The sequence below is a fragment of the Bradyrhizobium sp. LM2.9 genome, assembly GCF_054056555.1.
On the sequence record NZ_JBSRYJ010000002.1, the window covers coordinates 5,349,580 to 5,371,880 of the forward strand.

Genomic DNA, 22,301 nt, shown 5'->3' on the forward strand with positions numbered 1-22,301 from the left:
GCCAGATTATTTTGGCTCGATTTGTTATTTGAGTTGGCGATAGTGGAGCGATCGCATCGCGCCGCAACCACGAAGAAGGTACGTAAATGGTCAGACTGCGATTTGCAGGACCTGCGCCTGGTTTGGGTCGGATGATCCACTTGGCACGAACGCATCGGCGTAGAAGCGGTCCCTGTGCACACCACCACGCGCCTGGAATTCATTGCGCGCGGCCTCGATCATCATAGGATTGCCGCAAGCATAGACATGCCGGTCTGACAGATCGGGAAGATCCTCAAGCACCGCAGCGTGCACTAGACCACGACGTCCCCTCCAGTTCGCGTCGGGCTCGGATAGCACCGGAACGAACGTGAACCACGAATAGCGCCTTTCCCATTTCTCGCAGGTCTCCGCGAGATAAAGATCGGCCCTGCTGCGTCCGCCCCAATAGAAGCGCACGTCGCGATTGAGCCTCCGCCGGATCATGTCATCAAGGATCGATCTCAAGGGCGCGAAGCCGGTACCGGTTGCGACGAACACGTAACGCGCTTGGTCGTCTTCCCGCAGATGAAAATCGCCGAACGGCACCTCGATCTCGAGCTTGTCGTCGAGCCGTAGGGACGCCAGCACTTTTTCGGAGAACGCGCCGCCAGGCACGTGCCGAATGTGCAACTGCACTCCGTCGCTCTCTTGCGGCGCATTGGCCATTGAAAAGCTGCGCTCGTCGCCGTCAGGCGTACGAATGCGCAGATACTGCCCGGCCTTGAACTTGGCGCGAATGCTGGCCGGGAAGCGCAATTGCAGGATGGCTACATCATGCGCCGGGCGCGATATGCGGAAGACCCGCGCCTGAATTTTCTTCCGCGCCAACGGATCGTGGCGCTGGACCCGTCGCGGCCGGATCGTGAGATCGCTCTTGGCGGTGGCCGTGCAGAACAGGACCTTGCCAGTTGGGCCTGTCATTTCCTTCGAGCGCTGCTTGACGTCGCCCTTGCTCAAAAAGCCTTCGCAGGAGGCACATACGCCCTTCCTGCAGGAGTAAGGCATCGTGTAGCCAGCGCGCTCCGCCGCGACGAGGATGGTCTCGTCGTCGTTGCAGGTGAAGCTGATATCGGCGTCTTCGATCGCGATTGTGTGCGTCATGCCGTTTCCTTGAATTGGTTGGCACCTGCGACGAGCTGAATGCAACGCAGGACGGGCGTCGGATCTGCGATGCCTTTGCCTGCAATGTCGAAGGCACTGCCGTGGCCGACGCTTGAAAACATCAGACCGGCACCGATCGACATCGCGGCCGAATTCCGGCCGGCCAGCAGCTTGATCGGGATATGTCCCTGATCGTGATACATCGCCACGAATGCATCGAAGCCTTGATGACCAAGCATCAGGTCAGCGCCCACCGGCCCCTCGATCTTGACGCCTTCCGCCTTCAGCCGTTCGATCAGCGGCTTGACGATACGGTCGTCATCATCACCAAAAAGACCGCCTTCGCCCGCGTGGGGGTTGATGCCAAAAACGCCAAGCCGCGGATGCGGAATGCCGAGATTTCGCAAGGCGTTGATCGTTGTGCGGATGGCACGCTCGATCAACGTCGGCGTGATCCGATTGATGGCGTCGAAAAGCCGCTCGTGCAAGGTCACGTGAACGATGCGCAAGCCGGCGCCGACCAGCATAAGGAACACCTCATCCTCCGGCACCTTCTTCAGCCGCGCCAACAGGCTCGGATAACCGGTAAACTTGATGCCGGCGGAGTTCACGTTGGTCTCGGAATGCGGACACGCCACGACGCTGTGGGCGCGCCCGATGGTCATGAGGTCGAGCGCCGCCTCGACATAAGCGACGGTCGCACGGCCACCCTCCGCGCATCCCAGTCCCGGCTGGAAGGCTTTGGCTTCCAAAGCCGTAACGGGATGATAAAGCAGCGCCCGCTTGTCAGTGGATGGCCCACCTTGCGTCAGCGGCCGGCCCGGCGCGAATTTGTCCGTATAGAAAGAAATGACGTGCTCATCGCCAACCAAGATCGGACGCGATTCGGGCTGTGCCTCCGCGCACAGCACCGCGGCCTTTACGGCGATTTCTGGGCCGATGCCGTTGGGATCGCCGATGGTCAGCGCGACGGTTTTCGGCGTCATAACGGGAGCGCCAGCAGCGTGTCGATCCGCGAACTGTCACACACCACCGTGCGCTCGTGTAGTTGCGCTGTATCGTTCGCGATCTCATAGACATCAAAATAGCGGCCGGTGGCATAAATCGACGTATCGCCGTCCTGCAGGATGCGCGCCACCATGAAGGGCGTTTCGCTCTTCACTATCGCGCCTTCCTCCGAGAGGATCGATGGCAGGCCAAGGATATGGCGATAGCTTTGCCGCTCGTAGATGTTGGCTTCGCGTAGAGCGGAGACGCGATCGGTCAGCATGCCGCGCGTGTTGGCGAACACGATGCCCGCCTCGAGCCCGTCGCGATAGTTCGATGCGGTGGTAATTTTGTACAAGCACGGACCGTGGAACAGTCCCGGCCAATCCTCGAGACGATCATCGTCGATGCAGCGGGCGTAATCGGCCAGCGCCTTCGTGATATATTGCAGAGAGTTACCACTCATGGTCCAGTCCTCAGATTCCCATGTTGGCGCGATACGCCTTCCAGAAACCACGTACCGACGCCTCGGTCACCCGGCTCTCGCTCCCCTTGGCATCGGTGCCCCCCATTTCGAGGACGGCATAATCGTCGCTTGCGCCGGCAATGCCGCGCTGCACGAAGCCACCGACACAACCGTCTTCCATCGAGATGTACCCGGCCGGGCCAACTAGGTTGCCCTGCTTGATGCGCGTCAGGCGCTGTTCGGGCGTGTCGTCGGCGAAGCCGAGATAGGTCCAGTTCAGATCGGTTCTGTCGACAGCGCGCGGCACTATCTGGCGCACCGCGATGGCATTCTGGATCTGCTGCAGCACGAAGGTCGGAAACACTGACAGTATCTGCAGCGTGCAGCCGTCGTGATATTCGTCGAAGCTCTCCAGCAAGGTCGGATCGGCGAGCTTGTACTCGCTCTCGGAGCGCAATTGCTGCTTGGCGTAGTCGACGTCCTTGTCCGCCTCACGATCGATCGCTGAATAGCTGACGTGATGCCCGCCACTCTCATCAACGACGATGCCGCCTTTCATCGACAGCCGGTTCAATTCGAACGTCGTGAAGAAGAGATGCAGGATACTGGCGTGATAGGAATCCTTGACGTTCTCCATGTAGAGCTTCCAGTTGTTCGGAAGCACTTGAGTGAACCGTCCGAGCACCACGGGTGTACGACCGCCGAGCACGCGCTCGATGCGGTTCATGATCTCCTCGCCGAGGTATTCCTCGATCGATGGCACGTCTTCGGAGAATGAGCCGAAGATCAAGCCGTCAATGATCGCGATGCGGAGCTTGCGCGGACCGTGCTGCGCCATCCTGAACGTATCGGGCATGCCGCCCTTGCCCTTGATACCATCCTTGAAAGCGACGCCTGTCAGGTTGCCCTGCGGGTCGTAATTCCAGGCGTGATACACGCAGCTGAAATCCTTGCGATGCTTGCCGCGGTTTTCCAGGCAGATCAGCGCGCCGCGATGGGCGCAGCGGTTTTCGAACGCGTAGATTTCATTGTCGGTGTCACGGGTGACGATCACCGGCGTGTCGCCGATGTGCGTGGTGAGAAAATCGCCGGGCTCCGCCAACTCAATTTCCAGCGCGAGGTAATGCCAATTCGGCCCTTGGAAGATCTTGCGCTGCTCCTCCGCGTAAACCGATTGATTCTGAAACACCCAATACGGAACGCGTGTGAGCCCCTCCGGCCAGTTGACCGGATTCGCTGGTTCCGGCGGCAAAACGATCTTGTTCATCGGCGCTCCTCACGCTTGACATCACGTTCGATGTGTTCGAATATCGAACAACTAGTTATATTTCGAACACTTTGATCTGCTCTAAACGGGCTGTCAAGGCGGAGCCTGGCTATGACGATCGCGGAAGCCAAAGAGAAACGTGAAGGAATGGCGGGGCTCGCAAAAGGCCTCGCGATCATCGAGGCTTTCTCGGTTCACCCGATGATGAGTGTCGCCGACGCCGCGCGCGCATCAGGCGCCACACGCGCAGCAGCGCGTCGATGCCTTCTCACCCTGGTCGAGTTGAATTACCTGGAACTGTCGGGACGAGATTTCCGCCCGCTGCCTCGCCTGCGTCGGCTGGGCGGCATGATGTCCGGGCGCGACAAACTTGTGCAAATCGCGCAGCCGCTCCTGGAACGCGCCCGCGACGAAGTCGCGGAGTCGGTTTCGCTGGCGGTGCTAGACGATGATCAAGCGCTCTTCGTCGCGCGCGCGGAAGCCGAGCACTACGTCCAGACCGGCGTTCGCGTCGGTGCCTATTTGCCGCTCTATTGCTCGGCGACGGGCCGCATTCTGCTCAGTAGCGACACCGATGATGACATCACGCGACGCCTGAGCCGGCATCCGTTGACTGCCCGCTCGCCGCGGACACTGACCACCATCCCGGACATTCTGTCTGCGATTCGGGCTGCCGCGAAGAACGGCTACGCCATCAGCGACGAGGAACTGGCGCCAGGAATCAGATCGATGGCCGTCCCGGTGTTTGTCGCCCACGGCGACATCGCTGCCGCGGTCAGCGTGAGTGCGGCTTCGGCCCGAGTCAAAGTCAGCGATCTGCGAAAACGTCTGCTGCCTGTGCTGCTTAACTGTGCAAACCAGATCGCACAACCGCTGAAAGAGCTGTGCTAGAGCAATTCAGCCCGTCATTCGTTCAGCGACGGATACGTGACCGATTCCGCGAACCCTTGGTCCATGTGGTCCTGATAATCGTCTGGACCAACGTCGGCCCGGGCGCGCTGATCGTTTATTGCACCCGGCCGTGAACGGCGACGTCCCCGCAGGATCGCGCATTGATTGATCATAAGCATCGGCCGCACCTCAGAACGAACGTCAAAATGCGAGCACTTGCTTATCGGGACATTGCCGGGAGAACAATCGGATCACGTCGATCTCTTGCCCTTCTCCGCCGAGCGCTCGCGATCGTTTTCGCATCCGCATCCGCGTCCGCGTTCTCGACGGCGATGTGAGCGTGTCGTTTGTCTTCGCTTTCGTTCTTTCTGACCACACGCGAGTAGCGGAGCCAACCGCCAGTAGTTCCCGGCGATATCCGCGCTCTTGCGAAAGCGGAATCCTTGCAGACGACGAGGCGTTGTTGTCGCCTCACCACCGCAGCGATGCGCTAGCTGATCTGAAGCCGGGAGACCGTTAGACGCACCGTGCCGGCGCGTGGAATCAAACGTCTGGCGCGGTCATGTGCGGCCGGAACCCGGGCGCGAGCGGCCGCACGGTCGCGAACGCCGCGCCCCGCGGTCCCCTCCCCTAAGGGAACGTCAGGCCGAAAGCGGCCGGATCGGGCTGCTCGCCTTTCCGGGGGACAAAGAAGCGCTCCAGCCCACCTGGCACGAAGCTGAGCAGCAGGGTCGCCTGGTCGCCGACCACTTCGATTGTATGCGGCACACCGCGGGGAAGAGCCGCGTAAGCGCCCGGCCCCACCTCGACGCGGGTATCGCCGACCCGCGCGATTAGCTGCCCCTGCACCACGTAGAGCAGCTCGTCCTCCCGCGAGTGCGTGTGCAGCGGCGGCTCCTCCCCGGCCCGCACCGTGTACAGGACAGCGCCATATTCGCCTCCGGTCTGGCTGCTCTCCACTTTCATCTCGACGCTCGAGCCCCCGCTTGAGGTCACCGTCTCGCCGCCGCGGGGCGGCGTGAGAACCGGCTGCTTTACTGACATTTGTAGCCTCCTGATTGTGGACCCTTTTCGGGGGTCGGTGTGACGGGAAAGGTTGCCGCTCACGCTGGTCAACATGGAATTGCGCGCCGCGAATTGGAAATGACGTCACGCCATGAACTCGATAGCCGCGCGTTATGACGGTCGCAGGCACGTGAACATCTCTTCGCAGTTGCCAAGAGCTCCGCTCGGGCGTGTGTTCGCAGACGGAACGCCACACTCCCTCCGCAGCGGTGCCAAGCGTCTCTCAGTTACTCCCGATAACGTCGGCTATCGACTCCATGGCGAGAGGTGATTTTCCTTTAGACCGGCATAGACTCAATCTTCGAGCTGTAGTCGCTCGCCCTTTGCGGCACTCGTTTCTGGGTCGCGCCTCCTCCGCCAACATAGGCTCGTTTGCGGGCGAAGTCGGCGTTCCGTGGCGTGGTCGATAGCCCTCCGCTGGAGGATGTCGTCGTGCTCGCGGACAGCGCCGACATCGCGATTGGAGTACAGCGCACATTCGGCGCGAGGGTGCCAACCTGCGAGCCGTGCAGCTCCTTCTGGGGCACACCAAGATGGAGAGTACTGTTCGGCACCTGGGAATTGAAGTCGACGATGCGCTCGCAATAGCAGAGCAAGTCGACGTCTGAACTGCGGGGCGGAGCTGACCTGCTCTGCCCTACGTTTTATGCCCGCTCGGGGCCAAAACAGGACAAACTCGCAACATCACGAAACAGAGATTCGGATTGCTCGCGTCCAATCGGCGCCATATCTCCGATGGATCGCGAAGGGTCCGAAGATGGAACGTGCAGCACTTGTCGCAGGAGCAACCGGCATAGTGGGCAATAATCTTGCCCGACATCTCCTGGGGCGCGGGTGGTCAGTGTACGGGCTCGCACGCAGGCCAGGAATTGATCTCCCCGGTATGTTACCGATCGCCGCTGATCTGTTGGATCCGGTGTCCCTCGGATCGGCGCTGCGCGATCTGCGTCCCACGCATGTTTTCTTCACCACGTGGCTTGGACAGAAAACGGAGAGGGAGAATATCCTGATCAACTCTGCGATGGTGCGTAACTTGCTGGATGCATTGTCATCTGCCGCGTCGGTCAGGCACGTCGCACTCGTAACTGGCCTCAAGCACTATCTCGGGCCGTTCGAATCCTATGGTCAAAGCAGCTTGATCGCCACGCCGTTTCGAGAGGACCAGCCTCGGCTCGATACCGAGAATTTCTATTATGCCCAGGAAGATGAGGTGTTCGCGGCGGCGAAACGAGACGGCTTCAGCTGGAGCATTCACCGGCCACATACGATCATAGGCTATGCCGTCGGGAATGCCATGAACATGGGCACAACGCTCGCTGCGTATGCTACGATCTGCCGCGAAATCGGACGGCCTTTTCTGTTTCCAGGCTCTGCAACTCAGTGGAACGCACTAACCGATATGACGGACGCCAGACTGTTGGCCAAACATCTGGAATGGGCGGCCATGACAGATGCTGCCCGCAATCAGGCTTTCAATGTTGTCAACGGGGACGTGTTCCGTTGGAAGTGGATGTGGGGGCGCTTGGCGGGTTGGTTCGGACTGCAGCCAGCACCGTTTCCGAATGAGCACAATCCGCTTGAGCGACAGATGAGCGACGCCCATCAGATTTGGTCCGACATCGCCCGGAAGCATCATTTGGCAGAACCGGATCTCAACCGGCTTGCGTCTGCGTGGCACACGGATGGGGACCTCGGTCGACCGATCGAGGTTGTCACCGACATGGGCAAGAGTCGTCGGCTGGGGTTCCTTGACTATCAGACGACGGACGAAAGTTTCTTCGACCTGTTCACGACTCTGCGAGAGAAGCGAATCATACCGTGAGCGAGGCGGCTCGCTCGAGTGTGCTCGAACCGCGCAAATTCCGCTTTGGGTCGATTCTGTTGAAAAAGTCTTTTGTAGCTCGCGTGTCAATTTTTTAAGGGCTGTCCATGCATTTGACGCCGTTAAATGCGGGAGACCACATCAGTCTACGTAAGATCGCTCGGCGATCTTCCTGGTCGTGCGGCGAACGCCTTTATTGGCAATACTCGCGCCGAACTGATCTCAGGAAGATTTTCGCTTCCGCGTTACTTTCGACTTTTTCAACAGAATCGGTCAAACTGAGAAGTCCGGCAGCTCAGCCGGCAGGTCGGCTTTACACACAATTCCAGACAAACCGCTGCATCGGACCAACTGACGCGATGGGCCAGAAGCAGACATGCGTCGCATTGCTGGCTACGGAGTGATGTTTCCTTAATTTCCCTATGTAAGAAAATTCTAGGGTCGCAGGAATACTGTTGAATGCGACTTGCACCATCGAGCCGCGCTGACGATTTCGCCAAACGGCGTAGCAAAATTCTTGAATGGACCGCCGCTGCAACATCCGGTGACGTTGACGCTCAGTTGGCCCTCGCCTGGGCGTATGCCCGAGGCGATGCCGTTGACCCAGATTTCGTGACGGCATGGAAATGGTTTGATAGAGCCGCCTCATCCGGTCAGGAGAACGGTGTCCTGCATAGAGCCCGTTTCCTTCAGCTTCGCGGCGTACCGGAAGGGGTACGTGAACTGCGTAAGCTCGCTGTTAAGGGTAGCTGGAACGCGCAGTTTTGGCTCGCTACGCACTATCAATCGCAAGACGGGCGTTTGAACCAGTTGAGAGCCGCCGTGTGGTACGACCGGTCTAACAAAAGCGGCTTCCTTGGCGGCAAGCTCGCCAAGCTTGCGCAATTGAGAAGAACTGCGCAACAACCCTTCAAAACCCTGTTTGCTGTCAGGCTCACGTTCGAAGCCATTTCCTTTTTCCTGCGGATTTTTCGTCATGAGCAGGAGATCGAATCTCATGAGGTGCTGCTGTATCGCTTAAAGAAAAGAACCTCGTGACAGCAGTTAGTCAGCGATTGAAGTCTGCTTCGGGTCAAAAGCGTCGGTCTAGCGCTCGGCTGCAAACGTCCGGTCTGCCCCTCTGAACAGACGTGTCGCGGCACCGCTTCGATGGCAGCGAAGGCAAAGAACTGACAACTTGCATCGAAGAGATCGAGAAGGTGTGCTTCGTTCCTCTGGTGTCGGGCTGAAGCCCGCAAGGCTTCTCACGAAGCCTTCGCCGTGGCTCGTTCACGGGCGGTGCGTCGACGCTGGCGACGTTCGCGCCGGCGCCCGTTCATCTGGGCAGGGAGCCGTAGCGGCATCGAGAGATATGGCGGCCCCGCCGAAGCCTCTTCGGCGGCCGGCTCGGGATCACGCGGACGAGCTTCCATGAGTGCGAGCAACGCCCGCCCCGCCTTGGTAATGCGCCACCCGCCGTTCAGACGCTCCACGAGCGCCTGCGAGAAGATGTCCAGGTCCGGCACGCGCGCGGCCAGTCGCTTGGTCCGATCCGCCCAGTCGCGGCCGCTGGTCGCCAGGATCGCCATGTCGCGCTTGAGGTCCGCCATCACAGCGAAGCCGTCGGGATAGCTTACCAGGATCTTCAGCACGGTGACTTGGAAGTTCACTGACCGCCCTCTTCCGCCTAACGCCACATCGTCGGCGCGTCGGACAGAGTCTGGCGCCCGACCGACTCAAGCTGGTCCGCAGATGTGGCGCCCCTGGTCACGGCTTCCAGAATTTTCGAGGCCACATGGGTACGGGTGTCGGTCTCGGTCCGCGAAACGTTTTTGCAGACCTCGTCCAGCACCGCGGGCAAAAGGGCGATCGTAGCAGGATCGAACATGGGAGACCCCCATAGAAAATTAGCGCATCACGCGACATCATGAGTGCTGCAAAATATTGCGAATTTTACCTCCTCGCTAAGGCTTGGCAATAGGGAGAGTGCGTCTGGCAGCATTCGGTCGGCAACGAGGCGCCGTCCATTCCGTCACCCGCTTGATTGACCATGGCAGATCGCTCTCGGCTCGCTTTTAAAAATGAGTAGCTGCTGAAATGCTCGTGCTCGATAACTCCCTTTCTACGTGCAGACCGACGGCATGCGATGTGCCTGCTGCCAGGACGCCTACTGTTTTATTTTTGCCAGCTAACGACGCGTCAGCTTGTTGGTATTCTTGTTGGTATTGGCAGCAAGCAACGACGAAAATTATTTCAAATTCAAATGGTTACGGCATTAGGCAACTGACGGCCAGGGGCACCAGCCTTCGCTGCTTCGCAGCTACGGCTGGGCGAGCCAAGCTCCGCACCATCGAAGCGAAGCAGCGAAGGCTGTCCCGCCGAAGCCTCGGCGAAGGCGGACTGGATCAACAGTCCGATATTCCCTCCCTAGCAAACCGTCACCTCCCTCCTGTATAAACCGGCAGCTTCTTCCGCAATTCGAAGGAGCGCATATGAACGTCCTGCACGCGTGGCTTTCCGAACAGCACCACGGCCTGCGGACCTTCCGTATCTTTCAGCAAAAGCTCGAGACGCTCGGCCGGGACGATCCCTCCCAGCGCGGCCTCTGCCGCCTGTTGAACGGTCTCGTCGGCAATTATGTCGAGGCCTTCGACGAGGCCCCGCTGCCGGTCGAAATCGCCGATGGCGCCTATCACCGCCTACTGACACTGGTTGAGAGCATCGACCTTCAGGGCGACACCGACCGCCGGCTCGCGGACATCAACCGCGTGGCGGCCTGCGAGCTGCAGCGGTGACTGACAGGACGAGTGCGTGCACACTTCAATTTTCAAATAACCGCAAGACGCGTCTGTACAGCCTCGCGACGCATGGCGCCCGAGTCTTGCGCTTCTCTTGACGCCCCCTCCTTGGAAAGGGCGCAGGGAAGGACGGGTGCCGGCTGGAACCCACGGTCCGCTGTGCGCAAATTGCGAAGACAAATGCACAGCGGCATACAGGGCAGCCTGGACATCCCGGCCTCCCCTGCGCAGTGGTTTGACGGCTTATGACGTGATCTCCCCGGGGAGCGATGCACTATTGCCCCCGTCGCCTCGCAGATAGCTGATGCGCTGACCCGGTCGGGCAGCAGCATCACTGCAAGCCTTGACGCACAGACCCCGGGCGTCAGGACCACACGCTTTTGCCGTACGCGGATCGCACCGGTCGTGCGCGCGCCGCTCAACCACTCACGGGAAACCCGCCCTGCGATTGCTTCCGCGCCGATGTGTTCCACGTCCACCGCCACCCCGCCCGCGTATCGTGACGATCGCGAAACGCCCCTTATCCTCGGGCCGGGATGGCCTGTTGATACGATATTTCCGAAATTCGGTAAAGCAAAATATTTTTATTGCCGGCCATTGACAGATTGCGGGTAGTCAGCGGAGTTTTGCCCGACGGGCAGCGCCGCAAGAAATCGAGGCATCAAGTCGGTCATACCAACAGAAGCAACTCGCTTGCTTTGTATCTCTCATCTTGGGGGTGTTATCGAACCAAATCATTGAGGATGTCGGTCGCCTCGGGGACTTCCGAGGCTACCCGGCAGCTAAAATCATTCTCTAAGTCGTGATGTTTCAGGCCGAGGAGCGCCTTCAGCGGACCTTCTGTGAAGAAGGCTTGGCAATGCGCGACAGCGGCGCTCGCATGATTGAAATCATAGATATCATTACCCACAATGCGACGGCTTTTGTCCCACCTAGTCGCGGCGTGAAGGCACGCCTCAATGTACAAGGTTGGAAGTTTATGACGCAGGCCGGGCTTCGCTTGCAGCCCATGAAACACTAGGTTAGCACACATCGTCCGTGTGCGTTTCCAGTCGCTGCTCTCGGGAGACGGTGCAGCATGACCTTGCTTCATTGCCATCTCGCCCAAGATATCCGCTGCCATATCGGCGCAAAGATCGGCCACGCCACTGAGTTCATTGGTCAAGGCCTGCCGGAAACTCTTGATCTCGCCCGCATGTTCGGCATTTTCGGCGTTCAGCTTGTCCGCAATGTGATCTAGTTTCGGATCAAGCGGCAGCGGTGCGGCCCCAAACCTCTCGATCATTTCCGCGAGGTCGACGGTCCACATCTCGTCGAAGAACGCTTTTTGAATGGCGAGCAAAGTCGGCGGATCGATCGAGGTCTCCGTTGGATGCAGGAAGCCGAGCACGTAGGGTAGTTTGGTCCATACGAGGTGCCGCAGGGGATGAACCTCTGCGCCATTCTGGCTCGAATAAAGGAAATGCGCTAGCTCGGTCCCAACGCGTTCGCGTTGGCTCAGTAGCGACACGCCAAGGCTCAGTTCATCGATCAACTTGGCCGTCCGCAAACGCGATGATGGATCAGATTGCTTCAACAACTCCAAGAAAACGGATTCGCTAATCGGACAAAATACTTTCCCACGCTTCACCGTATCCCGAAGCAGTCCAAGGAGCTTCCCAGTGGGAGTTTCGTTGTCATTGGCGAGCAACGCGTTCCTCAGCAGGAGCCAATAGCATACATCCAAATAGATTGCGTGCCTGCCAGCAAGCGAGCCCCCCAACTCGACAACGCGGGCCTTTACATACCGATCGATCGATATGTCGGGATGTTGCTTGTGCTCGTCGATATTCATTATTGAATTGACACCGAGTTTAATATTCGATCGGAATTGCGGGGGGACTGTGCTGGAGTATCACCGTGGTCTCGGGCTCAAGCGCGGTGCAGCGCAGGCTTGCCACTAAAGCGGGGCCGGGTCGCCTTTCGTCTCCTGCTTTTTGCCGTATTCGAGCTCCGTGAACTGCTCGCCAGCCTTGTGCAAGTTGTCGAAGAGCTTCTCATGGCGAGAGCGGATTTCGAACAGGTCTTTCGGAGAAGTCCCGAGGAAACGCCGTATCGAAATGGCGCGCAAGAATGTCAATTCCAGGCAATCGCTCATCAGTCGGCTCGCATGGCCAAGCGTAACGGCATCGCGCCGCGCTTGCTTCCGGACATCCCGTTCATAAGGCATCCAGACCCCTTCGTCCGTCATGTGTATCAGGTGGCTCGACACCATATAGCTATGCAACGCCGCGCGGCCTACGCCGCCGAACGCGCCTCCTGGCCGCGACAGCGCCGCTACAAGCGCGGTGAAGCCCCAGCGGGCTTCGACCCTTTGGCGCACCTCCCTGGGATATTGCTTGCGGATGGCTTCGATCTCGGCTTCTGGCAACAGGATTTCGCGGAAAGGCTGATACAAAGGCTCGCCCTGTCCGCCAAGTGCCTCTAGGGCTTCGTCGGACTTCATGTGCCACCTCAGCTTCGAGATTGTCGGCAGCACTTCGCTGTATTCGCGGCACCGCTCCTCGAAGGTCGCTGGGCTTTCCAGCAAGTAGGCGAACTTGATGGTGCCTTCGAAGACCGAGCGAAGCACGATCTCGGCGTCCCACAAGCGCAAGCCACCCACAAGATAAAGGACGGACTGCGAGTTGCCGAGGCAAGCGGTCGAGAGCCGCTTAAGCGAGTCATGGTGGTTCTTCTTGGCCTGGATCGACATGAGGGGTTCGAAGGTTGGTGCCATTCCAAGCATGGCCTCGTTCGTTTCATGCGCTAGGCGCTGGACGTCATGATCATCGCTGGTTGGCATGCACGACCTCACTTTCGTCCCCTGGGGGCCCTCCGGGCAAACTCTCGTTAAGCAAGCCGCGTTGCGCCTCGACCATCCGGCATCGATCTTCGCTACGCATAAGCTACATAGGGGGAGAGTATATGTACGCCGTTCCCTGATCATGCTCCAACGAATGTTCGAACATCTTGTAGGCGAGGCACTCGATCCGAAACGTCAAGGAAGAGGCTGACCTCTCAAACAGGCTAACAATAACGTTCGATAGCTCGCTGCCCATGATGCCCCAACCCCGGATGACGTTGGATGAACCGTCATTGGGATCAGAACGCAGGATTTTATCCGTTCCTTCCTTCATATCTGCCAAAAGGTTGGCTATGTGCGGGAAGTAGGAAAGATTGACGAATGCCGGTGAAGCGTTTGGCGCCGCTCCGATCACGTTGGCCGCATTCCCGCTGATCAGACAGTATTTTGTCCCCTGTTTGGTCGCTTCACGATGTTCCTGCCGGTATTCATCAACGATATCGTCGGGTGTACCCACGTGGCTTTCGCAACAGCACCACGGCCTGCGAACCTTCCGTATCTTTCAGCAAAAGCTCGAAACGCTCGGCCGGGACGATCCTTCCCAGCGCGGGCTGTGCCGCATGTTGAGCGGCCTTGTCGACAATTATGTCGAGGCCTTTGACGAGGCCCCGCTGCCGGTCGAAATCGCCGATGGCGCGTATCACCGCCTGCTCACACTGGTTGAGGGCATCGACCTTCAGGGCGATGCCGACCGCCGGCTCGCCGACATCAACCGCGTGGCGGAGACTCGGATCTGGCGGTAAGGCGGAAATGCCGCTCGCCGCAGGCGTTCGACTTCGTCCGGCCAGTGCCTATATCGTGTGGCAACGCGTACTGATGCAGCGAGCAGCTTCAATGGCCAGGAGACGCACGACGGAAGCGGACGACCTCCCCCGCTTCTTCGTCTGGGTCCGGGGCCTCGAAGGCCCCGAGCCGCAAAAATGGATGGCGATGGATTTCGGCGTCCGCGACTGGAAGCGGCCGCTGGTGCTGGCGTATCTGGAGCTGCCGGAGGGCGAGCGACACTTGCCGTTGTCGGCGCTGGCCCGGCGATATCCGGCGCCGCGGGGAGAGGCTTCGTAGAGATGCCTTTCGGGATACGCTCAGGAGAGATTTCGAGGGTGTCCTCCCGTAAGTCAACCCATCTGTGGCCTAGCTCACTTCCCCCGTGCCGCCGTCGGCGTCAGGCCGAACCTCCGGCGGAAGCAGCGGTTGAAATAAGACAGGTCGTTGAAGCCACAGGCGAAGGCGATGTCGCTGATGCGGTCTTCGCGATGGGCGAGAAGATCGGCGGCCTTGCGCAGGCGCAGCTCGTTGAGGCGCGTGGTGAAGCTGGCGCCGGCCTCGAACAGCAGCTCGTTGACGTAGCGTTCGGAGAGGCCGGCAGCGGCGGCGAGTCTTTGCGCGGAAAAGTCCGGCTCGTGGAAGCGCGCCTCGAGGATCGACAACACGGCTTTCAGCCGCACGGCGCGCAGGCCCCCGCGTCGCGCGGCGACGGCGACATCGCTGCGGGCGCCGAGACCGATCGCGGCGAGATCGAGCAGATGGGCGGCGATCGCCATGTCGGCTTCGTCGACGGCTGCGGGATAGCGAAGCAGCAGATCGCTGTAGTCCATCGCCAGCGTCAGCGCGCCGCCGGGTTCGAGTTCACAGCCGACGAGATCGTCCACGTTGGCGACCATCGCGCGCAGCGTGTCGACCGGCAGATGCACGTTGGTGAAGCGCTTGTGGCTCGCGCCGTCGGCGGCGAAGAACGGCTCATCCAGCTTGAGCAGCACCATCGATCCCGGCCGCATGGTGAATTCGCGGCCGCGATGGACCACCCGCGAAGGACGATCGCCGGTGTTGCGAGCGAGGCAAAAGCGGTCGTCGCCGGTCTCAAGCACCTGGCGCTTTTCGCGCCGGACCGTGACGAAGCTGCCGTCGCAGCGTCCGAGCATGGTGGTGCCGATATGGATCGAGTTCATCGTGGCGCGAAACGGCACGTCGGACGCCGGATCGAGCTCGCCGGTGTTGGAGAAATGCTCGAACAACTCGGCGAAGCGGATGAAGCGCTGCCGGTCGGACAGGTCCCGCGGCAACATGTCGGTCGAAAGCGTCTTCCGGATGACGGACATCGAAAGACCTTCCAAAAGGGCGTTTGGGAAAAGCTCATGCACGGAAGCGTGCCGAAGCCTGGCAGGTCTAAAATGAACGCCTGCCAAACACCGGCAAGCGCAGGCTATCAGCACGCCAACGTGAATCAAGCTGCGCCGGTCAGTCCAAGCCGCGCCGCCGTCGACGCCGGACAGTCCAAGACGGCTCGCACAAGCGGGCCCTATTCAGGCGGCGGGTGCGACTTCCCGGCACATAAGGGACCGCATCCGGGCAAACGGGCGGCCCAGCCTGACGCCCGCTGGAGGAGACGACGACATGCGAACCTCTCTACCCCGCAGCCTCGTGCTCGGCGGCGCCATCGCGACCAGCCTCTGCATCGGTTACGCGCTGGGCGCGCAGCCGCACATGGACCAAGCCGTCGCGATCCTGCAATCGGCGCGTGCCGAGCTCGGCAAGGCCGAGCCGAACAAGGGCGGCCATCGCGAGAAGGCGATCGGGCTGATCGACCAGGCCATCGCCGAAGTGCGCGCCGGCAGTGCGTTCGCCGCCGGCCATTGAAGCAGCGACATTCGAGAGGACAAGACATGATGCGAACAATGTTTGCCGCAGCCATGGCGCTCGGCGCGATCACAGGCTCTGCCCAGGCCATGCCGCTCGCCCCGCCCGGCTCGGGCGCAAATGGCGACTTCATCGCAATCGCCGGCGGCTGCGGCCGCGGCTGGCACCGCGGCCCCTACGGCGGCTGCCTCAGGAACTATGCCAACCCGGCCGCGCATGCTTGCCCGCGCGGCTACCATATCGGCCCCGGCGGCGCGTGCCGTGGCAATGGCCGGTAAAGGCTGAACACTCCGCCTCTCCCCGTTCGCCGGACCGTTCACCGGGGAGAGGCGCCTGCCGCGACGGCGCGTTCCTGCTTGCTACCTCAGCGGGATCGTGTGCAGAATGCACCTGCATTTTCACGACGCAGTTATTGCAACCATTAATTGACTCCGGGGAGTGCTGCTCGGCTCGGGCCTGAAGCGCGTCCCCGTCGAATTGCCGGAGGGGCTCATGCCACACCAGGATGGTGCGCCGAACGCCGATCCTGTCGGACCGGAACACGCGCATATCGAGACGCATGCCGGCGGGACCACCACCGCCATCCCGCCAAAGCGCAAGCTGGTGCTGTTCGCCGACGGCACCGGCAATGCGTTCACCACCCAGGAATCCAGCGTCTGGCGTCTCTACGAAGCGCTCGACCACACCCAGCCGGACCAGATTGCCTACTACATCAAGGGCGTCGGCACCGCCGGCTGGGCGCCGCTCGCCGCGCTCGACGGCGCCACGGGCATCGGCGTGCCCGGCAACGTCCGCAAGCTGTACCGCTTCCTGTGCTGGAATTGGCGAGAGGGCGACGAGATCTACATCTTCGGCTTCAGCCGCGGCGCCTTCACCGCGCGCACCCTGGCATCGCTGATCGCGAGCCAGGGCCTGGTGCCGGCGGAAATCGGCGGCACGCCGGTGTCGCATGAGGAGATGGAGCGCAACGCCATGGCCGCGTGGCGGGAATACCGTCGCGATAACCGTGCCGTTGAAGAAGAGCCTGCCGACGATCTGGATCGCGCGCTTCATCCGCGATGTCCTGCTCTATCTCTATCATGCGATCTGCCGGCACCGCTCCTACGCCGATGTCCGCTCGGCGATGAACGGCCGCAAAGAGATCGACATCGAATTTCTCGGGCTGTTCGACACGGTCGAGGCTTTCGGCGTCCCGATCGAGGAGCTACGGGTCGCGATCGACTGGGCGATCTGGCCGATCTCGTTCCGCAATCACCGGCCTTCGCGCAAGGTGAAGCACATCTCGCATGCGCTGGCGCTGGACGACGAGCGAACCACCTTCCATCCGCTGCGGATCGACCAGAGCCATTTGGCGCCCGACCAGACGGTCGAGGAGGTGTGGTTCACCGGCGTGCATTCCGACATCGGCGGCGGCTATCCGGAATCCACGCTATCCTTCGTGCCGCTGGTCTGGATGGCCGATCAGCTCGACGGACGGCTCCGCTTCCAGGACGGCGAGATCGAACACTTTAGGAAATACCAATCGGCGACCGGACCGAAGCACGATTCGCGCAGCGGCGCTGCCGTGCTCTACCGCTACGGGCCGCGCCCGATCCTCGCTGGTCAGGTCAATGGCGGGCTGCCGGTGGTGCACTTCGCCGTCATCGAACGCATGCTGTTCGGCTGCGACGACTACGCGCCGATCATGCTGCCGGCGGACGCGCTGGTGCTGACGCCCGATAGCAGCAAGCTGAACCTCGTCGAGGACGGCACGCGCGAGGCCATGAAACAGGCCTATCTGGCGAAGGCCCAAGACCCGCGTCGCGAGACGGAGGCCGAAGCCTTCACCCGCATGAACACGCCCAGTGCCGAAATGGCCAGGCTCACCCGCGACACCGTGTGGTGGCGGCGCGTCGCCTATTTCTCGCTGCTGTTCATGGTCGGTGTAATCGCGGTCTGGCCGTGGATCGCCCGCAGCCTGATCGGGGTGTCGAAGGACAATGGTCTGCAAGGCACAATGGTGCTGCACGCCATCGCCACCATCGATTGGCTCGTTGGCGCCGTGCTGGGGCCGCTGGCCAATCTTGTCAGGAATGTCCTGCCATCCTATGCGGCGCCGTGGCTCGACATCACGCTGTACTATCCGTTCGCGACCTCGATCGTCCTCGTCATCACCTACCTGATCTGGCGCAGGAACACGGTGCTCCGCGACACCATCCAGGAACGCGCGCGGCTGGCCTGGAGCAGGCCACACCGCATGGCAAGCCAGCGGCATCTCGACGAGCCCGGCTTGCTGCTCCGCTTCGCCCGATGGATGCGGCTGAATGCGGGACCGGCGCGCCTTCTCTTCACCAAGCTCGTGCTGCCCGGCATCTTTCTGTTCATCATCTTCTACTCGGCCCTGCTCATTGGGGCGACCAGCGTCTTCACCGCCCGCACCGCGACCGGAAATATCTGCACGACTCCGGGGTCAGAGGCCGGCACGCCGGTGCTCGACGAACCGATCCATGCGCGCGGCCGCTTCGCGACGAAGGAGTTTTGCTGGTGGAGCGGCCTTTCGGTCGAGAAAGGCCGCTCATACCGCGTCTGGGTCGAGATCGAGGATCCCTGGTTCGACCGGACCATCTTGAGCGGCACAAATGGCTTCAAGACCTATTTCACGGCTCACTACCTCGCCCTGCCGACGCTCCGTCAGTTCGGCGCCGCCTGGTTCCAGCCCGTCGTGCGCGTCGGTACGAAGGGAATGAGCGACGTTCCGCTGAAGGCCGTCTACGTCATGCCGGCCGACGAATTGCCGCGCCGGATGAATCCGACCATTCCGGTCGAGGACGATGCGGATCAGACCAAAGGCAGGTATCCGACCCAGCTCGACAAGACGAAAGGGTTCGCGGCACTTCCCGACGACGATCCGTTCAAGCTCTCAGTGCGCAAGCTCGGGCCCTTCGAGCCGGTGCCGAATGATCCGACCGCGCGCGCGATCTGGGACGAACAGAAGCTGTCGGGACGGCTGGTCGCGGAATTCGTTCGCGCCCGATGCCGGCGATCTGTTCTTCTACGTCAACGACGCCGTCCAGATTTATCCGACGCTGCTCCCGGCCGCGTTGCGCCCGGCGAAGCTCGACGTTGTCCTGGGGCCCTATGAGCAGTTCTACAAGAACAATGCCGGCACCGCGCGCATTGTCGTGCAGCGACTGCCGAGTCCGCCCATGCCGCAGGATAAACCGGCCGCGACGAAGCCGTAGACACCGCGTCGCGGATGCCAAGTGGTCGCCGTGCGCCCCCATGATTATGGGTGTCGCGGTGTCCGCGCCGCGGCTAGGCTTGGGCTCTCGCCGCGGGGGACACGCGGGTGCAGGACGATGATCATGACCGAACAGGGCGAGACGGGTGAAGCCATCACCATCCTCCTCGTCGAGGACGACGCGCCGACTTGCTGGCAGCTCCAGCACTCGGCTCCTGGCGCGAGCGCGCGACCGCGCAATTGCGCTCGCACGAGATCGCGCTCGACTGGCAGGTGGGACGCCGCGCGCTGCGGGGCGACACTCAATCTCAGTCCGGATTCCTCAGGCACGCGCGTGCGGCTGCAATTGCCGCAGATTTTTCCCGACAGCGATGCTGCCAACGGCTGAAATGCCCCACTCCGAACGTGTGGGACGCGCGGAGAGAGGGACGGGCCGGACAATTTGCCTGCGGAGGACGGGGGGTTCGTCCGCAAGGCTCCTTCGCCCGAACTCTTTCGTCGTTCTCAGCGCACGCCGACGCGATTGACCGGACCACCGCGATTCATCGGCGTGCCCGCGCGCACGCCGACACCGGGCGCACCGACACCCGGCGTCGCCACCACGACCGCGGCGGCCGGCGCAACCACCACCGCTGCTGTCGGCCGCACCACGCAGCCCTTGGGTATGCCGACCGTCTTGCAATAGACCACGGCTTGCGCCGGGCTCGTGCCCAGCGACACCATCGCCGCACCTGTCAGCGCCAAAATCGTCAGCCCGGCGCTCAGCGCTCCCGCTCTTTCCGACATCTTGCTCTCCTGCTTCCCGTTCGGCGTCCCGATGCAATCACCGGGTCTCGCAGCCAACGTGCAGCCTGAATGGCAAAAGACAGCGCGCGGATACATGCCATGAAAATGGGGGTACGGCGTGCGGGCGGGCGGGCCGATGCCATGAACATGGCATGGACCAGCGCGCGACCTTCGCGAGATGGTCCGGCTCGCTTGATCCCAGGCGAGGCCAACGACCTTCTCAAAGAGGTATTTTATGAAATTTTCGATTCTTACCACGCTGCTGCTCGCCACCACCGCCCTGCCCGCCGCTGCGCAATCTGGTCCGACCCCGCGGAGCAGATGGCCTGCCGCAGCGATGCCGGCAAATTCTGCGCCGAACACATCGGCAAGCCGCCGCAGATGAATGCCTGCCTGCGCGAGAACAAGTCGAAGCTTTCGGATGGCTGCCGCAGGGTCGTGGAGTCCCACGGCGGGTGAGCACTTGCGTCCACCGCACAAATCTCGCCGGCGCTATTGAGTCAGGCCGTAGACGTCGATGCGCCCGTCATAGGTCGGGCGATAGATGCGGCCTTTCCAGACGATCGGACGATTGAACTTGGGATGCGTGAAGGCGTGCTCGGGTCCCCAGTTCTCGCTGTCCCAGATCACCTGGAGCCGCCTGGAGCCGTCGGGATTGGTGGCGAAATTCTGCGCGTCGTAGATCAGGAAGCGGCCCGGACTGAGCAACATGTTGCTGTCCTGATAGGGCACCATCGCCACGATGATGCCATCAGCGCCGTTGTTGGCGGCAAGCGTGATGCTCCAGCCGGGCATGCCGCCCGGCGGACGCGGCGATTGCGGCGAGGCGATCTCATTGCCACCGGCGAGATAGGCCGTGGTCCCGTCGGCTGCGATCGACCACGCCCGCAAGGCGCTGTTCTCGCCGCCGACAAAATGCATCGTGCCGTGGACGGCGGACTGAAACAACAACGGCGTGCCATGCAGGTGCCGCGTCGCGCCGCCCGGAAACAGGTTCAGCTCCATCGGTGACGCCGGCGCCGGCGGCACGCCAGGATCGAAATACGTGTACAGGATCGGCGGCATATGAAGCTTGTCGTAGTTCGCCGCAAAATGGCCGGCCGCAAGATCGCCCGGTTGCGTGTCGCCAAGCGCATTGGCATTGCCGGTGTAGAGGACTCCATCCTTTCCCGCTGCCAGCACGGCATGGGCGGAAGCGACATAGACCGGACCGCCGGAACCGAAATCCTGGTCGCTCCACATCGACTCGTTCATCGCCTCCATGTGATGCGCCACGATCGGCGCGATCTGCGCATCGGTTGCACTGCGACCTGACGTGACCGCGACATGCGGCATCTCGCGCGCATGAAGAGGCTTGAGCGGCATCCCCATGCGCCTGGCATGCGCAATCACGGAAGGCAGGGATACGTTGGACGGCAAGGCCGCCTCGTCATCGTCGTCCGCGGCCGCTGCGACCGCGGCGGCGCCGACCCGGTTAGCGTCGGTCCATGGCGCCCACCACGACATGACCTCGAAATGCGCGTGGTTTCCCGTGCGCAAGGCGAGCCGCACGATACTCTCGCCGAAATCGCCGTGTTGCGGCGAGAACGCCCCGTTGCCGGTGATGATATAGATCGAACCGTCGGGAGCAACGGCAGGTCCCGCCCCGCTCTGCCACAATCCGCCGCCGGAGCCGGTGACGGTGGAGCACCATGTGGCAGCGAGCCGCCAGGCATGGACGTCCACCGCAATCAACCAACCACGCGCCGTCTTCGACGTCTCCGCGATCGTGCCGAAGGGAATCAGCACGTGGTTCTGCGTCAGCGTCAAGGCGCTGCGCTGCTTGCGTTGCGCCGAGACGAATTTCTGCATCGGCAAGTCGCCCGGCGGCGTGTAGACCGCGCCCTCGAGATTCAAGAGCCCGTGCACCTTCGAGCCGTCGCGAATCCGCAGCGCTGCGAGAAAGTGCTGCCCCTTGGCGACGCTGCCGTCGTTGCTGATCCAAACGCAGGCATAGAGAATACCTGCGCCTTCATCGATCACGGGCGTCGAGAGAATGCCCCAACGGACGTTGGTCATGTGGCCGTCGATCGTCCTCGTTCCGACGATCGGACGTCCGAGATTCGTCGCCCAGATCTGGTGGCCGGTCACAGCGTCGAATGCATAGACCCAGTTGCCCATGCTGGCCTGGAAGATCAAATCGCGGGTCTTGCCATCGGCCATGTGCACGCCGCCGACCGCCAGCGGCTGCGCCTCGAGCCTTGGATCGTCGGGAATCCGAAGGCTGAAGAGTTTGACGATGCCCTTCGTGCGGATGGCGGTCGCCGTCAGCACCGTTTCCGAATTGTTCGCACCGGTACGGGCGTGGTCGTAGCTGCGGGTCGTGACGGAAGTGGGCATG

At 61.5% G+C, this 22,301-nt stretch carries 23 protein-coding genes and 3 pseudogenes; 13 read left to right on the forward strand and 13 right to left on the reverse strand.

Annotated features, from left to right (window positions below; translation table 11 throughout):
* Window positions 1-90 precede the first annotated feature (90 nt).
* From ACVWW3_RS27720 to ACVWW3_RS27735, 4 genes are read right to left on the reverse strand one after another with little or no spacing between them, the layout of a single operon-like run.
* Window positions 91-1,122: an FAD-binding oxidoreductase gene (locus tag ACVWW3_RS27720; protein WP_456648003.1), complete on the reverse strand. Its 1,032-nt coding sequence runs from the start codon at window positions 1,120-1,122 to the stop codon at window positions 91-93.
* Window positions 1,119-2,108: a PdxA family dehydrogenase gene (locus tag ACVWW3_RS27725; RefSeq protein WP_456648002.1), complete on the reverse strand. Its 990-nt coding sequence runs from the start codon at window positions 2,106-2,108 to the stop codon at window positions 1,119-1,121. Before ACVWW3_RS27725 ends, ACVWW3_RS27720 begins: the two co-directional genes overlap by 4 nt.
* On the reverse strand, window positions 2,105-2,575 hold the full coding sequence (locus ACVWW3_RS27730) for an aromatic-ring-hydroxylating dioxygenase subunit beta (RefSeq protein WP_456648001.1): 471 nt from the start codon (window positions 2,573-2,575) through the stop codon (window positions 2,105-2,107). Before ACVWW3_RS27730 ends, ACVWW3_RS27725 begins: the two co-directional genes overlap by 4 nt.
* Before the next feature lie 10 nt (window positions 2,576-2,585).
* Window positions 2,586-3,842 carry a Rieske 2Fe-2S domain-containing protein gene (locus ACVWW3_RS27735; RefSeq protein WP_456648000.1) on the reverse strand — a complete coding sequence of 419 codons (1,257 nt, stop codon included), beginning with the start codon at window positions 3,840-3,842 and terminating at the stop codon, window positions 2,586-2,588.
* A gap of 111 nt (window positions 3,843-3,953) precedes the next feature.
* Between ACVWW3_RS27735 and ACVWW3_RS27740 the strand changes: the two genes are divergently transcribed.
* On the forward strand, window positions 3,954-4,733 hold the full coding sequence (locus ACVWW3_RS27740; protein ID WP_207913162.1) for an IclR family transcriptional regulator domain-containing protein: 780 nt from the start codon (window positions 3,954-3,956) through the stop codon (window positions 4,731-4,733).
* A gap of 630 nt (window positions 4,734-5,363) precedes the next feature.
* Here ACVWW3_RS27740 and ACVWW3_RS27745 read toward each other — a convergent pair.
* A complete protein-coding gene (locus ACVWW3_RS27745) occupies window positions 5,364-5,777 on the reverse strand; it encodes a cupin domain-containing protein (RefSeq protein ID WP_131873342.1) in 414 nt (137 codons plus the stop codon).
* A gap of 512 nt (window positions 5,778-6,289) precedes the next feature.
* Here ACVWW3_RS27745 and ACVWW3_RS27750 point away from each other — a divergent pair.
* From ACVWW3_RS27750 to ACVWW3_RS27760, 3 genes and pseudogenes are all read left to right on the forward strand, one after another.
* A pseudogene (locus ACVWW3_RS27750) lies at window positions 6,290-6,406 on the forward strand (tyrosine-type recombinase/integrase); the annotation flags it as partial.
* Between the two features lie 149 nt (window positions 6,407-6,555).
* Window positions 6,556-7,620, forward strand: coding sequence for an SDR family oxidoreductase (locus ACVWW3_RS27755; protein WP_456647999.1), 1,065 nt, complete (start codon window positions 6,556-6,558; stop codon window positions 7,618-7,620).
* Between the two features lie 459 nt (window positions 7,621-8,079).
* Window positions 8,080-8,658: a tetratricopeptide repeat protein gene (locus ACVWW3_RS27760; protein WP_456647998.1), complete on the forward strand. Its 579-nt coding sequence runs from the start codon at window positions 8,080-8,082 to the stop codon at window positions 8,656-8,658.
* Between the two features lie 206 nt (window positions 8,659-8,864).
* On the opposite strand, the gene ACVWW3_RS27765 is transcribed toward ACVWW3_RS27760, so the two are convergent.
* Window positions 8,865-9,269 carry a hypothetical protein gene (locus ACVWW3_RS27765; RefSeq protein ID WP_456647997.1) on the reverse strand — a complete coding sequence of 135 codons (405 nt, stop codon included), beginning with the start codon at window positions 9,267-9,269 and terminating at the stop codon, window positions 8,865-8,867.
* Between the two features lie 17 nt (window positions 9,270-9,286).
* Window positions 9,287-9,487 carry a hypothetical protein gene (locus ACVWW3_RS27770; protein WP_456647996.1) on the reverse strand — a complete coding sequence of 67 codons (201 nt, stop codon included), beginning with the start codon at window positions 9,485-9,487 and terminating at the stop codon, window positions 9,287-9,289.
* Window positions 9,488-10,091: 604 nt separating this feature from the next.
* Between ACVWW3_RS27770 and ACVWW3_RS27775 the strand changes: the two genes are divergently transcribed.
* Window positions 10,092-10,394, forward strand: a complete 303-nt coding sequence (locus ACVWW3_RS27775; protein WP_456647995.1) for a hypothetical protein — start codon at window positions 10,092-10,094, stop codon at window positions 10,392-10,394.
* 724 nt (window positions 10,395-11,118) lie between these two features.
* Here the strand turns inward: ACVWW3_RS27775 and ACVWW3_RS27780 are convergent.
* From ACVWW3_RS27780 to ACVWW3_RS27790, 3 genes are all read right to left on the reverse strand, one after another.
* A complete protein-coding gene (locus tag ACVWW3_RS27780) occupies window positions 11,119-12,231 on the reverse strand; it encodes a hypothetical protein (RefSeq protein WP_456647994.1) in 1,113 nt (370 codons plus the stop codon).
* Window positions 12,232-12,336: 105 nt separating this feature from the next.
* Window positions 12,337-13,221 carry a hypothetical protein gene (locus ACVWW3_RS27785; RefSeq protein ID WP_456647993.1) on the reverse strand — a complete coding sequence of 295 codons (885 nt, stop codon included), beginning with the start codon at window positions 13,219-13,221 and terminating at the stop codon, window positions 12,337-12,339.
* A 103-nt stretch (window positions 13,222-13,324) separates the two neighbouring features.
* Window positions 13,325-13,738, reverse strand: coding sequence for a hypothetical protein (locus ACVWW3_RS27790; RefSeq protein ID WP_456649840.1), 414 nt, complete (start codon window positions 13,736-13,738; stop codon window positions 13,325-13,327).
* Here ACVWW3_RS27790 and ACVWW3_RS27795 point away from each other — a divergent pair.
* Window positions 13,719-14,024: a hypothetical protein gene (locus ACVWW3_RS27795; RefSeq protein WP_456649734.1), complete on the forward strand. Its 306-nt coding sequence runs from the start codon at window positions 13,719-13,721 to the stop codon at window positions 14,022-14,024. The two genes, ACVWW3_RS27790 and ACVWW3_RS27795, sit on opposite strands and share 20 nt — an antisense overlap.
* A 91-nt stretch (window positions 14,025-14,115) precedes the next feature.
* Window positions 14,116-14,343 (forward strand): hypothetical protein, encoded by a 228-nt coding sequence (locus tag ACVWW3_RS27800; RefSeq protein ID WP_456647992.1) that lies wholly within the window; start codon window positions 14,116-14,118, stop codon window positions 14,341-14,343.
* A gap of 74 nt (window positions 14,344-14,417) precedes the next feature.
* On the opposite strand, the gene ACVWW3_RS27805 is transcribed toward ACVWW3_RS27800, so the two are convergent.
* Window positions 14,418-15,377 (reverse strand): helix-turn-helix transcriptional regulator, encoded by a 960-nt coding sequence (locus ACVWW3_RS27805; protein WP_456647991.1) that lies wholly within the window; start codon window positions 15,375-15,377, stop codon window positions 14,418-14,420.
* A gap of 295 nt (window positions 15,378-15,672) precedes the next feature.
* Between ACVWW3_RS27805 and ACVWW3_RS27810 the strand changes: the two genes are divergently transcribed.
* The 5 genes and pseudogenes from ACVWW3_RS27810 to ACVWW3_RS27830 form a co-directional block, all read left to right on the forward strand.
* A complete protein-coding gene (locus ACVWW3_RS27810; RefSeq protein ID WP_456647990.1) occupies window positions 15,673-15,915 on the forward strand; it encodes a hypothetical protein in 243 nt (80 codons plus the stop codon).
* 26 nt (window positions 15,916-15,941) lie between these two features.
* Entirely contained in the window at window positions 15,942-16,193 is a 252-nt protein-coding gene (locus ACVWW3_RS27815; RefSeq protein ID WP_456647989.1) for a GCG_CRPN prefix-to-repeats domain-containing protein, read from the forward strand.
* 214 nt (window positions 16,194-16,407) lie between these two features.
* Window positions 16,408-16,881 (forward strand): annotated as a pseudogene (locus tag ACVWW3_RS27820) (phospholipase effector Tle1 domain-containing protein); the annotation flags it as partial.
* A gap of 40 nt (window positions 16,882-16,921) precedes the next feature.
* Window positions 16,922-19,036, forward strand: a complete 2,115-nt coding sequence (locus tag ACVWW3_RS27825; protein WP_456672207.1) for a phospholipase effector Tle1 domain-containing protein — start codon at window positions 16,922-16,924, stop codon at window positions 19,034-19,036.
* A 223-nt stretch (window positions 19,037-19,259) separates the two neighbouring features.
* Window positions 19,260-19,341: pseudogene (locus ACVWW3_RS27830) on the forward strand (DNA-binding response regulator); the annotation flags it as partial.
* Between the two features lie 298 nt (window positions 19,342-19,639).
* Here ACVWW3_RS27830 and ACVWW3_RS27835 read toward each other — a convergent pair.
* Window positions 19,640-19,921, reverse strand: a complete 282-nt coding sequence (locus ACVWW3_RS27835) for a hypothetical protein (RefSeq protein ID WP_247339839.1) — start codon at window positions 19,919-19,921, stop codon at window positions 19,640-19,642.
* 69 nt (window positions 19,922-19,990) lie between these two features.
* Between ACVWW3_RS27835 and ACVWW3_RS27840 the strand changes: the two genes are divergently transcribed.
* Window positions 19,991-20,380 (forward strand): cysteine rich repeat-containing protein, encoded by a 390-nt coding sequence (locus tag ACVWW3_RS27840; RefSeq protein ID WP_456647987.1) that lies wholly within the window; start codon window positions 19,991-19,993, stop codon window positions 20,378-20,380.
* A gap of 33 nt (window positions 20,381-20,413) precedes the next feature.
* On the opposite strand, the gene ACVWW3_RS27845 is transcribed toward ACVWW3_RS27840, so the two are convergent.
* The gene (locus tag ACVWW3_RS27845) at window positions 20,414-22,300 is read right to left on the reverse strand and encodes a hypothetical protein (protein ID WP_456647986.1); all 1,887 of its coding nucleotides are present in this window, start codon (window positions 22,298-22,300) and stop codon (window positions 20,414-20,416) included.
* Window position 22,301 lies beyond the last annotated feature (1 nt).